The 13598-nt window shown below is 53.0% G+C and carries 11 protein-coding genes and 1 other RNA gene; 9 read left to right on the top strand and 3 right to left on the bottom strand.

Annotated features, from left to right (window positions below; all coding sequences use genetic code 11):
* Window positions 1-98: 98 nt before the first annotated feature.
* Complete coding sequence (locus H8K47_RS06400) at window positions 99-3674, bottom strand: ABC transporter permease/M1 family aminopeptidase (protein ID WP_186880583.1); 3576 nt, start codon at window positions 3672-3674, stop codon at window positions 99-101.
* A 9-nt stretch (window positions 3675-3683) separates the two neighbouring features.
* Window positions 3684-4598: an ABC transporter ATP-binding protein gene (locus H8K47_RS06395; RefSeq protein WP_186880582.1), complete on the bottom strand. Its 915-nt coding sequence runs from the start codon at window positions 4596-4598 to the stop codon at window positions 3684-3686.
* 258 nt (window positions 4599-4856) lie between these two features.
* On the opposite strand from H8K47_RS06395, the gene ffs reads away from it, so the two are divergent.
* From ffs to H8K47_RS06355, 8 genes are all read left to right on the top strand, one after another.
* Window positions 4857-4955: signal recognition particle sRNA small type (gene ffs / locus H8K47_RS06390), an RNA gene on the top strand.
* A gap of 224 nt (window positions 4956-5179) precedes the next feature.
* Window positions 5180-5638, top strand: coding sequence for a cache domain-containing protein (locus H8K47_RS06385; protein ID WP_186880581.1), 459 nt, complete (start codon window positions 5180-5182; stop codon window positions 5636-5638).
* A 149-nt stretch (window positions 5639-5787) separates the two neighbouring features.
* Window positions 5788-6618, top strand: coding sequence for a potassium channel family protein (locus tag H8K47_RS18610; protein ID WP_329604147.1), 831 nt, complete (start codon window positions 5788-5790; stop codon window positions 6616-6618).
* Between the two features lie 213 nt (window positions 6619-6831).
* Window positions 6832-9147: a DNA polymerase III subunit gamma/tau gene (locus H8K47_RS06375; RefSeq protein ID WP_186880580.1), complete on the top strand. Its 2316-nt coding sequence runs from the start codon at window positions 6832-6834 to the stop codon at window positions 9145-9147.
* A 129-nt stretch (window positions 9148-9276) separates the two neighbouring features.
* Entirely contained in the window at window positions 9277-9603 is a 327-nt protein-coding gene (locus H8K47_RS06370; RefSeq protein ID WP_186880579.1) for a YbaB/EbfC family nucleoid-associated protein, read from the top strand.
* A 2-nt stretch (window positions 9604-9605) separates the two neighbouring features.
* A complete protein-coding gene (gene recR, locus H8K47_RS06365; protein ID WP_186880578.1) occupies window positions 9606-10202 on the top strand; it encodes a recombination mediator RecR in 597 nt (198 codons plus the stop codon).
* A gap of 7 nt (window positions 10203-10209) precedes the next feature.
* The gene (locus H8K47_RS06360) at window positions 10210-10884 is read left to right on the top strand and encodes an HD domain-containing protein (protein ID WP_186880577.1); all 675 of its coding nucleotides are present in this window, start codon (window positions 10210-10212) and stop codon (window positions 10882-10884) included.
* A complete protein-coding gene (locus H8K47_RS06355; RefSeq protein WP_186880576.1) occupies window positions 10881-12176 on the top strand; it encodes a CaiB/BaiF CoA transferase family protein in 1296 nt (431 codons plus the stop codon). The genes H8K47_RS06360 and H8K47_RS06355 overlap by 4 nt, the downstream gene beginning before the upstream one ends.
* Before the next feature lie 249 nt (window positions 12177-12425).
* On the opposite strand, the gene H8K47_RS06350 is transcribed toward H8K47_RS06355, so the two are convergent.
* Window positions 12426-13028, bottom strand: coding sequence for a MarC family protein (locus H8K47_RS06350; protein ID WP_186880575.1), 603 nt, complete (start codon window positions 13026-13028; stop codon window positions 12426-12428).
* A 345-nt stretch (window positions 13029-13373) separates the two neighbouring features.
* On the opposite strand from H8K47_RS06350, the gene H8K47_RS06345 reads away from it, so the two are divergent.
* Entirely contained in the window at window positions 13374-13565 is a 192-nt protein-coding gene (locus tag H8K47_RS06345) for a DUF1289 domain-containing protein (protein ID WP_186880574.1), read from the top strand.
* The last annotated feature ends 33 nt before the right edge of the window (window positions 13566-13598 follow it).

Here is a 13598-nt window from a genome sequence, read left to right as displayed (position 1 = left end):
ACTGAATATTCTTGTAGCCGAAAAAAAGCCGCAAGCATCAACAGCTTGCTGTGTGATGCTTGCGGCTTTTTGCTGCCAAAAACTAAACGGTGTACTGCTTATTTGCCGCCATCCTGAAACTCTATCTGTATCAGGTTGTCGTCCGGTTTGCGGTCTATGTACTTATTGTCAGGATCTATCCCGGCTTTGGCCGGTTTGCCGCTGACAATTAACTTGTACTCGCCGGTTTTTTGCCGTATCAGATGGCGTTCACGTAATAAAGGTTTGCCGTCTTTATCGTCGACGCCTATGTCCATGCTGTCGTTCAGTGCGACTTCTTTTTCTGCACCAAACTCATCCGCCTTCAGTTTGTTATTGCTGACTTTGAGCGTGATTTCATATTGGTCTGCGCCGATTGCTTTGGCGGTGGCTGACAGTGCGCGGCTTTCATACAGGATGATGGATTCAAATGCGTCGGTGATCATCTGTTGTTTGTCGGCCGGTGCCACACGGCGCAAGGCATCCACCAGCACACGGCTGGTCGGATACGGTGCGCCATGGTTGGCGTACTGTGCAACGACCTCACGCAAAGCACGGTTGACCTGATCTTCACCTAACTGATCCTGCATCAGATACATGATCAGACTGCCTTTGTTATAGTGGATGTACTGCTGGTTTTCATTGAATGCCAGCGGCTGCTCCTTTTTCCTTTCCTGACCACGTCCGCGTAAATAGGCATCCAGTTCATACTTCAGGAACTTACGCATTTTCGCTTCACCATAGGTCTGCTTCATGACCATCAGCGCTGAGTATTGCGCCAGCGTTTCCACCAGCGTGGTGGCACCCTGGGTATTGGCTGAAATCACCTGATGCGCCCACCACTGATGGGCGACCTCATGTGCAGTCACGTAAAACGGATAATCAATATCCTTAGGATTGCTATCGTCAACTTTAGCGATGAAGCCTATCGATTCCGAAAACGGTATGGTATTCGGGAAAGCTTGTGCAAAGCCGGCATAGCGCGGGAACTCGATAATCCTGACCAGTTTGTGTTGATAGGGGCCGAAGTTTTTGCTGTAATAGGTCAGCGATTCCTGTACGCCTTTGACCATGCGGTCCAGGTTGTATTCGTGACCCGGCTGGTAATCGATCTCGATCGCAACGTCATTCCACTGTGCCTGTTTGACGGCATAGCGGCCGGACTGGAAAGAATAGAAGTTCAGGATAGGCTGATCCACGCTGTAATGGAAATAGCGGCGTCCGTCTTTCTCCCAGTGCTTATCGAGCTTGCCGGGCGCAATCGCCATCTGATCGCTGCTGGTGGATACTGTCGCATCAAAGCGTATCCAGTCTGCATCATTAGCGATATAGCTATTGGCCAGGCCGCGTGGGTCATCCCGCTGCAGCATGCGCTCTTTTTCTTTCAGACCGTGTTTGCGTCTGAGTTTATCTTCACTGAGTTCAACATTGCTTTGATAGCCTATGTGCGGCATCAGTGTGCTGTTAAAGAAAGTACCGTTAGCGATCACCGTATCGCGTTTACTCATACCCAGGAAACTGTGCGCGTCATAGTTCAGACGGAAGCGCAGACGGACAGAGGCGCCGGGCGCCAGTGCAGGCTGCAGGCGGAAGCTGTACATGCCGTTATCTTTATCGCGAATGCCAACAGTGTTTGGCGACTCCAGACTTAATTGCCGGATCTCGGCCTCGTCATTTTGCAGGATATAGATTTCGCTGATTGCTTCCGTTGTGCGGTTCACCAACTGATATTCACCCTCGATGGCAGCGCTGCGGCGGTCAGGGAAAATGTCGACGGCCAGTTTGACATCGCTGATACGTGGTTGCGGCTTGCCTTCCAGCGTCTTGTATTTCTTTTCGTAGTTAGCTTGCGCCACTTCATTGTCATAGCTGGTTTTATAGCTATTGACGATATTATAGAAATAAAACAGCACGCCACCGCACAGCAGGAACAGCAAGGCACCCATGCTGCCCAGCCCCAGCGTGCTGCCGCTTAACTGTGCGCGCGCTGTATGCAGGCGGCCACGCCAGTCGCTGCCGGTACCTCGTACCCAGAAGCACAGGCTGGCCGCCACCAGCATCAGGGCGGCACCGCCCCAATAAGCCTGGGTCCAGCGGATTGCGGGAATAAAGTGACCATAGCCATTCAGTGCCGAATAAGTCACGCTGGGCGTATTGCCATAGATGACCATAGGATGCTCAACACCGAGCGCTGGCAGGGCGATACCTGCGATGTAATACAGTATCATCAGAAAATAAGCGACATACTTATGATTGACGATGACCTGCAAAGACATGGCTAATACTGCGAGCAGCATATAGTCTGGCCATTGCAACAGGAACAACTGGTACAGATACTGGCCCAGTTCGAATTGGGTGTAGCCATGAAACAGCTGCACCAGTATGCCGCATACCATCAGTACTGCGAGCAATATGCCTTGCAGCAGGATCAGGGCGCTGAGTTTGGATAAAAAGGGCAAAGCATTTGGTACCGGTAAGGCATCCATCAGTTGCGCGATACGCGCTTCACGTTCGCGCCACACCAGTTCCCCCGCATAGAAGGTGGTAATGATCAGCATGAATAAAGCGAAGCTGCCACTCATCACCTGTAATACTGCGTAGGTGACCGGATAGGTCGCCGTGCCATACATCTTAGTGATGGCAGTGGACGTCGCGAACATAAACAACACGCCACACAAGGCGATCGTGATGAAGTAGACATTCTTTACGGTTTCGCGCAAATTCAGCCAGGTCTGGGCGCGGAACAAATGCCACAAATGCGCCTTCCCAAAATCCGGCTTGACGCTGGGAACCCGCAGGCTGGCTGGCGTCGCTGTTATCGTTTCTTTTTTCTGCTTGCCGGTTACGCTGGCCGCACTGAATTGAAAACGCCAGAAGCACAGTGCCAGTGTGATCAGTCCTATGCTGCCCCACAACAGGCGATTGGCCAGATAAATTCCGGCTAAAGGAATCAGACGGGTATTTTTATCATCCACGCTCCAGTATTCGGTCAGACGTGAGATCGCGCGCGAACCAAAGGGATCGATCATGGCCGCCAGGTTACGGTTGTCCATATCGCTCAGTAAGGCGCCGGCGATCAGATAACCGATCAGTAACACCACACTCGCAACATAGACCGGCAGCATGCGCCTTAGTGTCGCACCCAGGAAAAAGAAAATCGCGCCAAAAGTGATCAGATTTGGAATGATAGAAAAAAAGTAGGGCAGGACATAGGCGCTCGCAATATGTGGACCAACCCGGATTGGTTCTATCCCAGGCAGATACAGGCCCAGCCATGCACCTAAAGCGATGCTGGAAAATACAAACAGCAGCGTAATCAGCGCAGCCAGATAGCGGCCTGCCAGATAAGAAGCGCGATGTAAGGGCAGGGTGTAAAAGAAGTGCCAGATATTGTGCTCAGTATCCTGCTGTATCGCGCGTCCCATCATGGCGGCAACGATCACTGTCCCCAGATAACCGAGGAAGGTAATGGTTTGCGAAATGGAGCTGGGCGCATTGATATAAGTTTTACCGCCAAAACTGATCGTGGCACCGGAAAATGCACCGCCGGCAGCGGCTACCCACAGCATGGCCAGCGCAAAAAACATCAGAAAGTAAATATAGGTCGATATGCTGCGGAATTTTTGCCGCAGTTCAAACTGTAATATCGTCAACATGGGCTATCCTCAGACGTTTGCAGTACTTGCTGTCGTTGTTGCAGCGGAGGTGCCGAGTAAGCCAGCCATGGCCGCAAAGTAGACATCTTCCAGATTCGCGTGTGCGGGCGTAAAGCCCTCGGCTGGCTGGTCTTCGGCATACACATGTATCAGGGTGCGACCTGATATCAAACGGCTGGAAATAACACGGAATTCTTGTTGGTAAAGCGCAAGCTCAGATTTGTCGATGAAGCGTTTCCAGACCTGATCGGCGATTTGTTCTATCAGTGGCAGAGGTTGTCCCTGTAAGACCACCTGACCCTGGCGTATCACAGCCATGTGATTGCACAGGTCAGCCACATCTTCCACGATATGGGTGGACAGAATCACGATTTTGTCGTTGCCAATGTCGGATAACAGATTGTGGAAGCGCACGCGCTCTTCCGGATCCAGTCCTGCAGTCGGTTCATCCACGATGATGAGCTTAGGATCGCCTATCAATGCCTGCGCAATACCGAAACGCTGCCGCATGCCGCCAGAAAAACCGCCTACATGCTTGTTTTTGACATTGTATAAATTCGTCTGGTGTAGCAGGGCTTCCACCACTTCTTTTCTTTGTTTACTCTGGCTGATGCCTTTCAGGCTCGCAAAGTGATCCAGTAAGTCATAGGCGCTGACTTTCGGGTAGAGACCAAAATCCTGCGGCAAATAACCCAGTACGCGACGCACACTATCCTTGTTTTCGCTGATATTGATACCGTCCAGCGTGGCGCTGCCACTGTCGGCATCCTGTAGTGTGGACAGAGTGCGCATTAAAGTGGATTTTCCGGCACCATTTGGCCCGAGCAAACCGAACATGCCCGCAGGTATAGTGAGCGAAATGTCATTGAGCGCCTTGACGCCGTTATCGTAAGTTTTATTCAGATGCTGTATGCGTAGTTCCATGTGCCTTCCTGTTGGTTGTGATGAATGCAGGGGTTGAGCTGAAATGCTGTGCCTTCTGATATCCGGGATTTGCCGTGCTTAGGTTGACGCAATCCGGAATATGCAGAATGTAGCTGCTCTGTCAGGCAAGGAGGTGAGTGTGTGATGAAACCCACGTATGGCTGTATGAAGCTCTGAAAAGGCGGGCTGAAAAAGTACCTGGATTGACTCATTCAGAAAACTCCCCGTAAGCTGGCGCTTTGCGCTATAATGCGCGCTGGCGGGCCCCTGCGCATTGCGGCATGGTCAACCTGGTCAGGTCGGGAACGAAGCAGCCACAATCATTTCCCGCAAGTGCCGCAGATCAGGCTCGCCAACCTTGCTTTCCTTCTTACCTCGTTTTATCCCCCACCAATCCCTGGTTTTCACGTTTCCTTCGCTGCTGCAGTAGCATGCATTGGAATTCCTGTTGGTTTTCATTGACTGTCATACAAAGTTTGATCCAGATCGAGCTTGCTGCAGATGCACATGCATAGTGCTTGCCATTAAATTGCTTTGGGTTAATCTAATGCCGATAGCTGGATTAACCTGGGGGAGATAAGATGAAGATATTACGCAGAAGTGTATTGGTGCTGGGTTTGAGTCTGATGGCACTCGGTTCCGTACAGGCGCAGGATCGCGGCAGCTCTGACGATGCGATCGCGATGGTGAAAAAAGGCATCGCCTATATTAAAGAAGTTGGCAAAGAAAAGGCATTTGCAGAATTTGCCAATCCGGCCAATAAAAGCTTTCATGACCGCGATCTGTATTTATTTGTCTACGATCAGAATGGCATCAATCTAAGTCATGGCGTGAACCCCAAAATGCAGGGTAAAAATCTGCTGGAAATGCGCGCTGGCGACAAATTCATTATCAAGGAAATGATAGAGCTGACTAATGCCAAAGGTAAGGGTTGGGTCGATTATCAATGGCCGAATCCGGTGAGTAAGGCATTGGAAGCGAAATCCAGTTATGTGGAAAAGGTCGACAATTATTTTGTTGGCTGCGGCGTGTATAAATAAACAGACGTCGCCGTCACACGTTCGCTGAAAAGCACATGCAGGCATGTGCTTTTTTGCTTTTGTATCCGGTATCATGAGGTATGTCTACAGAGATGGCATGCATATCCTGAAGGTATCTTTCGTTAACTTTCTTCAGACTCAGGTGATACGTGGGACGTCCCAAATCCGTACAGAGCTCTGGTGCTAAACGCGCCTACCCGGTCACGCAACGCTTTCTGATCTGGCTCAGCCGTCCTTTGCTGCTGGCCGGATTGATGCTGTCTATCCCGGCCTTTTATTTATTACTGGCGGGCGATAATGAATTGACCCGTACCGTAGGTCATAGTCTGTATGCCATGGTGGCTTTGCTGATTGCTGTGGATACCTGGGTGCAGTGGCGTAAAAACCGTTTTCAGGAAAGGCGCAGTGGTAAGCTGATCCTGGATGTAGGTATCGTCTTTGGCTGTGTGTTGAGTAGTCTGCCTTCTGCTACCGAGTGGAGTCTGGTCGAGTGGCTATTGCGGCTGGCGCTGTGCGCTGCAATCATGATGCGTATCGCCACACTGGTATTGCGTCATATGAAGCCCAGTCATCTGGTACAGGTCATCGTGCTGGCCTTGTTGCTGCTGGCGACAGCGGGTGGAGGTTTTTACTGGCTGGAGCCGAATGTGCATAGCTACGCGAATGGCGTCTGGCTCGCTTTCACGACGATCGCCACTGTAGGCTATGGTGATATTGTGCCTTCGACACCTGCATCAAAAATTTTTGCGGTATTTATTGTGCTACTCGGATATGCGATGTTTTCTATTGTGACCGCGAATATCGCAGCGCTGTTTGTGGAAGAAGAAGAGGAGCAGCTGGAGCAGGAGCTGCATGCGGACATACGTTCACTGAGCCGTGAGGTGCATGCGCTGCGACTGGAGTTGCGCGAGCGCGATGCCTTGCTGGATCGCATAGAAAAACAACTGGCGCAGGCCGCCATTACGCGGGTTCCTGAGTAAGCGACTGGACGTGCTGCCATCTGTTGCAGTTGCTATCCCATTCGGTTTTGTTAAAAAAAAACGACCGCTGGCGCTGGAAATGTCGGAAAATCCTGCTTTTGCCAGGTGCTAAAGCTGATTCTGCCGCTGATGTTTGCTGATCGTTAGTGGTTGGCAGTGCGACCGGCTTACTTTGCACGCTGTATTACTGACCGAATAGGGTAAAATCGCAGGATGTCTTATCAAGTTCTCGCCCGAAAATATCGTCCCAAAAGCTTTGAAACGCTGGTGGGGCAGGAGCACGTTGTCCGTGCCCTGACGCATGCACTGGAGCAGCAGCGTCTGCATCACGCCTATTTGTTCACCGGTACCCGCGGAGTCGGTAAAACGACCTTATCGCGCATACTGGCCAAATCCTTCAACTGTGAAAAAGGCATTACTGCGCAGCCTTGCGGCGTGTGCGAAGCCTGTACCGCGATTGATGCCGGACGCTTTGTCGACTATATCGAGATGGATGCGGCATCTAATCGCGGTGTCGATGAAATGGCCTCTCTGCTGGAACAGGCAATTTACGCACCGTCTAATGCGCGCTTCAAAGTCTATATGATAGACGAGGTGCACATGCTGACCAATCATGCGTTCAATGCCATGCTGAAAACGCTGGAAGAGCCGCCTGAGCATGTGAAATTCATTCTGGCTACGACTGATCCACAAAAAATCCCGGTCACAGTCTTGTCGCGCTGCCTGCAATTCAATCTTAAGCAGATGCCACCTGGCCATATCGTAGGTCATCTGGAAAATATTCTGGGACAAGAGCAGATCGCGTTTGAAGCCCCGGCGCTGCGTTTGCTGGCGCAGGGCGCGCATGGCTCGATGCGCGATGCCTTGTCCTTAACTGATCAGGCGATTGCCTATGCAGCCGGTAAGGTCAGTCTGGAAGCAGTACAGGGCATGTTGGGCGCACTGGATCAATCCTATCTGATCCGCTTGCTCGATGCATTGTCAATCAGCGATGGTAAAGCCTTGCTCGACGTGGCGGATGAAATGGCGGCACGCAGCCTGTCGTATAAATCGGCTTTACAGGATCTGGGCAGTTTGCTGCATCAGCTCGCCGTGGCGCAAATGGTGCCATCAGCGGTGCCGGATGATATCCCTGAAAGGGAACATATCCTGCGTCTGGCGCTGCAATTCTCTAAAGAGCAGGTGCAGTTGTTTTATCAGATTGCGGTGCATGGAAAAAATGAGTTGGCATTGGCACCTGATGAGTATGCGGGTTTCAGCATGACGCTGTTGCGTATGCTGGCTTTCCATCCTATCGATGGCAGTGGTCTGATTCCAGCTTCGTCACCCACACCGGCAGCACCAACTGCGCCATCGGGCTCAGGTCCGGCCGCTGGTGCCCGCGCAGCTTCGCCGGCACAGGCTGCGCTCAGGGCGGCACAGCCTGGCAGTGGCGGAGCCGCTGTTGCGAATCTGGTGGCACCCTCTGCCGCGCGAACGGCAGTTCCGGTGCAGGCACCTGTTGCACCCGGCGCGAATTCAGCATCATCCTTAGCACCGTCCTTGGCTCCATCTGCCATATCGGCAACGACTACAGCCGCAAGCGCGGCAGTAACAGCGGCAGCGGGCTCAGCGGCTGCTAAGCCTATGAGTCCGGCGATGGCTGCATTAGCTGCTGCGCGTGCAGCCAGTGCTAAACCCGGTGCTGCAAAAAATACTGCCCCTGAGGCAGTGGTTGCCACACCGCAGGCACCTGCGGTTACTGCGGTTCAGCCTGTCGCAATAGTGACCCCGGCCGCCGCACCCATCCCGGCACCATTGCCAGTTAAGCCGGCTGTAGCGGCCGCGACAGTTGTGCAGGCTGCAGCGCCAGCGCCTAATTTGCCCAGCGCGCCGCTGACTGCGCAGCAGATCGAAGCCAGCGCGCAACCGGTGGGTCTCGATGACATGCCGCCGCCTTGGGATGATGATCCCATGTTTGCTGCCGCTCAGCCAGCTGCCCGGCCAGCGCCCCGGCCGATTCGCTCTGCACCGGCAGTCAGCATGCAGCCTGCGCCCCAGGTTCAGGCTGACAGTGCGCCAGAAGAAGCGCCGCTGGTTCAGCCCACTGTGCTTGAGCCTCTGGCTGATGATCGTGTATTATGGCGCGCGCCGGTCGCAGCGCTGTCCTGGGACGGTCACTGGCCAGATCTGGCAGCCAGTTTGCCGGTACGCGGTGTGGCACAACAATTGGCACAGCAGAGTGAGCTGATCAATTGTCGCGAGGACGGCAATGCCTTCGTGTTTCAGTTGCGGGTGCCGGTTGCGACTTTGCTGTCGGCAGGTAGCCTCGATAAACTCAGTGCCGCCTTGTCTGAACGTTTCGGTAAAACCGTCAGGGTCGAACATCAGATCGGTGCGGTGGAACTCACTGCCAATGCGCAGGCAATTGCGCAGCGCGAAGTGCGTCAGCAACAGGCTGAGCAGGCGATACAGAATGATGGCTTTGTACAAAGCCTGATGCGCGAATTCGGCGCGAGCATCGTGACGGGTTCTGTGCGTCCGGCTTGATTGTCGTTCGTGTTGATGAATAAAGTGCTGTACTTCCGGCAGCGTGTTTCGGTGTAGTGCCGATGCAGACTGACTGGTTTGTGCAGATTAAACCCGTAATTTAGTGATGGATAAGCAGGAGTAAGCATTATGATGAAAAATCAACTCGCAGGTCTGATGAAACAAGCGCAGGCGATGCAGGACAATATGAAAAAAGCCCAGGATCAGCTCGCACTGATCGAAGTGGAGGGGCAGGCTGGTGCAGGCTTGGTGAAAGTCGTCATGACTTGCAAAAATGATGTAAAGCGCGTCAGTATCGATCCTTCACTGCTGGCCGAAGACAAAGACATGCTGGAAGATCTGGTCGCAGCGGCGTTCAATGATGCAGTTCGCAAAGCAGAAGCCACCAGCCAGGAAAAAATGGCAGGACTGACGGCTGGCATGCCTTTGCCACCTGGTTTCAAAATGCCATTCTGAACGTGAAGAAAAACGGCAGTTTAGAAGCTTTATCTGAGGCTCTGCGTCGCTTACCCGGCGTCGGGCCAAAATCAGCGCAGCGCATGGCCTATCATTTGCTGCAGCACGACCGTGCGGCCGCCTCCGAGCTCGGTCATGCCTTGCTGAATGCGGTTGACCGCATCCAGCATTGCGCCTCCTGTAATACCTTCACAGAGACCGAGATCTGTGAAACCTGCCTTGATCCATCACGTGACGCCAGTCAGTTATGTGTGGTGGAAACGCCTACCGATCAGATGATGATAGAGCAGACCCTGATGTATAAGGGGCTGTACTTTGTACTCATGGGGCGTTTGTCGCCGCTCGATGGCATAGGCCCCAAGGATATTTATTTCGATAAGCTGATGCACAGAGCCGCCAATGGCCTGGTGCAGGAAGTGGTGCTGGCGACCAATTTCACCAATGAGGGTGAGGCCACCGCACACTACATCAGCGAGACGCTCAAAGCACGCGGTGTGAAAGTCAGCCGTCTGGCGCGCGGTGTTCCGGTCGGCGGTGAACTCGAATATGTCGATCCCGGCACAATAGCGCGTGCCATGCTGGACCGGCGCACTACCTGAGTCGCGGATGCAGTCGCTGAGCCCGGATCAGATGCTTGAGTTGTCAGCCTGTTGGGATGGACTGATGCAGCAGTTGCAGGCAGATCCCGTGCAGGCGCAAAGCTGCCGTGACTGGCTGTATCAACACTATGTACAGCCTGAGCGTCACTATCATCAGTTTTCCCATATTCTGGCCTTGTTACGCTATGCCCGCCAATACCGCGACCATCTGGCCAACCCGCTGGTAGTGGATGCCGCGATCTGGTTTCATGATGTAATTTACGATACCCGGGCTAAGGACAATGAGGCGCAAAGCGCACTGCAGGCAGCTTACTGGCTGAAGCAATTCGGCACAGATGCTGCGATCATTGATGCTGTCGTAGCCTGTATTGTGGCGACAGCCGGGCACCACGTACCTGAAAATGAACTGGCTATACCTGATTTGCCCTTATTTCTGGACTTTGACCTGGCGATCCTGGGGCAGAGCGCTGAGGTTTATCAGGCCTATACACAAGCGATACAGGCTGAATATCAGTGGGTGCCGGGCATGCTATATCGCGCCGGACGCAAGAAGCTGCTTACGCAATTTCTGGAGCGCCCACGACTGTATTTCACTGACACTTTTTTTGAACTCTATGAGCACAGCGCAAGACGCAATATCGCGCATGAAATCGCTCAGCTCACACTTTTTTCCTGGCCATGAATCAGACTCAACACCCGACTCAGACGCAGAATCAGCAAGCGGCGCATGAGGCCGCCGCGACGGCACGCGGCCCTCTGGCCGGTATCCGGGTATTGGAACTGGGGACGCTGATTGCGGGCCCGTTTTGCGCGCGTATGCTGGCAGAATTTGGTGCCGAAGTGATTAAGATAGAGGCGCCAGATGCGGGCGATCCCTTGCGCCAGTGGCGGGTGCTGAAGGATGGCACTTCGCTATGGTGGAGTGTGCAGGCGCGCAATAAGAAAAGCCTGACCCTGAATATGAAATCGGATGAAGGGCAGCAAATTGCCAGACAACTGGCATTGGATGCCGATATCATTATTGAGAATTATCGGCCCGGCGTGCTGGAAAAATGGCAGCTTGGTTATGAGGATTTGAAAGCGATCAATCCGGCAACTATCATGGTGCGCATTTCCGGTTATGGTCAGACCGGGCCTATGCGCGATTTGCCGGGCTTTGGTGCGATCGGTGAATCGATGGGCGGACTGCGTTATGTGTCGGGCCATGCTGACCGGCCGCCGGTACGGGTAGGCATATCCATCGGCGATTCAGTGGCAGCGTTGCATGGCGTGATCGGTGCGATGATGGCGCTGCGGCATCGTGATGTGACCGGTGGCCGCTGGAACGGGCAGCAGGGCGCAGCCTGTATCGCTGGTCAGGGGCAGATGGTGGATGTGGCCTTGTATGAATCGGTGTTCAATCTGATGGAATCACTGGTGCCGGAATTTGATGTGGCCGGTGTAGTCAGAGAGCGCACTGGCGGTGCCTTGCCCGGTATCGTGCCATCGAATACCTATACCACCGCTGATGGTGACAATATCGTCATCGCGGGGAATGGTGATGCGATTTTTCATCGTCTGATGAAGGCGATAGGGCGGGATGATCTGGCTAATGATCAGCAATTGCTCAGAAATGATGGCCGGGTGCCGCGTACCGCAGAAATCGATGCCGCCATTCAGCAATGGTGCAGCACCCAGTCTATCGATGCGGCACTGGCTTGCCTGCAACAAGCGGATGTGCCGGTCGGGAAAATTTACTCGGTCAGGGATATGATGCAGGATCCGCAATTCCTGGCGCGACACATGTTTGAGGAGCACAGCTTTGCCGATGGCAGTCCGGTCAAGCTGCCTGCCGTCACGCCCAAGCTGTCAGTCACGCCGGGCGCCACCAATTGGCTGGGGCCGCAATTGGGGCAGCATAATGAAGAAATACTGCAAAGTCTGGGTTATAGCAGCGAACAAATTGCTGCCTTCAAAAGTAAACAGGTCATTTAATCAGATCCATTGAATCAAGCTGAGGCAACGATGATGAACAAACAATTCTGGAAACAATTTCTGATTGCACTGGCGCTGTTCCTGCTGGGTTACTTTACCTTTAATCACTAGGGCCTGCTAGCATTTAAATTGAGCACACGTAATTTAAATCGCCAGAGTTCACAGGCCTTCACTGACAGGCCGTAAAAAAGCCTGCTGGCAGGAATTGTGCGTTCCCGGCAGCAGGCAGCTTGATCAGATTGGGCGTGCTCAGATCAGTGTGCGCACATATTCCCGGAAGCCTGCCAGCAGCATTTCTATCGACATCGCGGCCAGGATCAGACCCATCAGTCGTTCAAACGCCGTCATCACGCGCGCGCCCAAGGCTTTTTGCATGCGTTCTGCACCCAGCAAGACCACAAGCCAGACGATTGCAACGGTAGTCAGTGCGCCTAGGTGTACCAGCATTTCCTGGTTATTGTCCGATGAGAACAGCAATACGGTTGCCAGTGCGGAAGGACCAGCCAGGGCCGGAATGGCGAGTGGGACGATAAACGGTTCATGATTTTCTTCGGTGTCGCCGAAAATGCCGCCCTCTTGCGGGAATACCATCCGCAACGCAATCAGGAACAGGATCACACCACCGCCTATACGAATCGAAACTTCGGATAACTGCAAAGCAGTCAGGAAGTTTTTACCGAAAAACATAAACAACAGCAGCAACACGAAGGCGATTCCACATTCGCGTACAATCACGCGCCAACGGCGCTCTGGTGCGACATGGGAGAGGGCAGCGACGAAAATCGGTACGTTACCGAAGGGGTCGGTGACCAATATCAGTAAAATCAGGGTTTGAAAAAAATCTTGGGCCATGGATGCTGCTTTCTTAATATGAAAACTTTTCCCTCAGGCAGCTTAGTGCATGCCAGGAAAAATGTGTACTAAATGTGTACCAAATGTGCGCTAACGAATGCGAAATGAGGTGCTTGTGACTCTGCCCGTGTCGTCAGAGCTTGAGGAATTGTGCAGTACAGCATGAATTCTCCCGTGCATTGCAGCGGGTGTCAACCGCCAGCAAGCGTCTGTCAGGGCTTGGCGTGACAGAAAATAGAATATTGCCCCCAAATTGAATTTATCCACGCTGAGAACTTTGCTTTACTATTACGTTGCTATTGCGTGTAAGTAAAAATCGGGTTCAGTGCTGGCAGGAGAATAAGTATGACCAAAGAAACTCAACCCAGACCCGATACGCCGTGTGTCGCTGTGTGTTCCACCACTTTTGACGATATTTGTCGTGGCTGTGGCCGCTCGGTGGAAGAAGTGGCGCAATGGGTGTTTATGGATGAGGTACAAAAAGAACAGGTTTGGCAACGCATCCTGGCGCAGGGGTATCCGCGTCGTAATACCTGAGATCATTTCGTAACAGCAGGAACCGGAGTATAA

It is taken from the genome of Cognatundibacterium rugosum, from assembly GCF_014284365.1.
Classification (GTDB): Bacteria; Pseudomonadota; Gammaproteobacteria; order Burkholderiales; family Burkholderiaceae_D; genus Undibacterium; species Undibacterium rugosum.
The sequence above is the reverse complement of the archived record's forward strand: the minus strand, read 5'-3'. Positions and strand labels throughout refer to the sequence as shown.

What these genes read in the sequence shown, in the direction of transcription:
- H8K47_RS06400 (WP_186880583.1), bottom strand. Translation starts at nt 3,674, where the DNA reads ATGTTGACGATATTACAGTTTGAACTGCGGCAAAAATTCCGCAGCATA.
- H8K47_RS06395 (WP_186880582.1), bottom strand. Translation starts at nt 4,598, where the DNA reads ATGGAACTACGCATACAGCATCTGAATAAAACTTACGATAACGGCGTC.
- H8K47_RS06385 (WP_186880581.1), top strand. Translation starts at nt 5,180, where the DNA reads ATGAAGATATTACGCAGAAGTGTATTGGTGCTGGGTTTGAGTCTGATG.
- H8K47_RS06375 (WP_186880580.1), top strand. Translation starts at nt 6,832, where the DNA reads ATGTCTTATCAAGTTCTCGCCCGAAAATATCGTCCCAAAAGCTTTGAA.
- H8K47_RS06370 (WP_186880579.1), top strand. Translation starts at nt 9,277, where the DNA reads ATGATGAAAAATCAACTCGCAGGTCTGATGAAACAAGCGCAGGCGATG.
- H8K47_RS06360 (WP_186880577.1), top strand. Translation starts at nt 10,210, where the DNA reads ATGCAGTCGCTGAGCCCGGATCAGATGCTTGAGTTGTCAGCCTGTTGG.
- H8K47_RS06355 (WP_186880576.1), top strand. Translation starts at nt 10,881, where the DNA reads ATGAATCAGACTCAACACCCGACTCAGACGCAGAATCAGCAAGCGGCG.
- H8K47_RS06350 (WP_186880575.1), bottom strand. Translation starts at nt 13,028, where the DNA reads ATGGCCCAAGATTTTTTTCAAACCCTGATTTTACTGATATTGGTCACC.
- H8K47_RS06345 (WP_186880574.1), top strand. Translation starts at nt 13,374, where the DNA reads ATGACCAAAGAAACTCAACCCAGACCCGATACGCCGTGTGTCGCTGTG.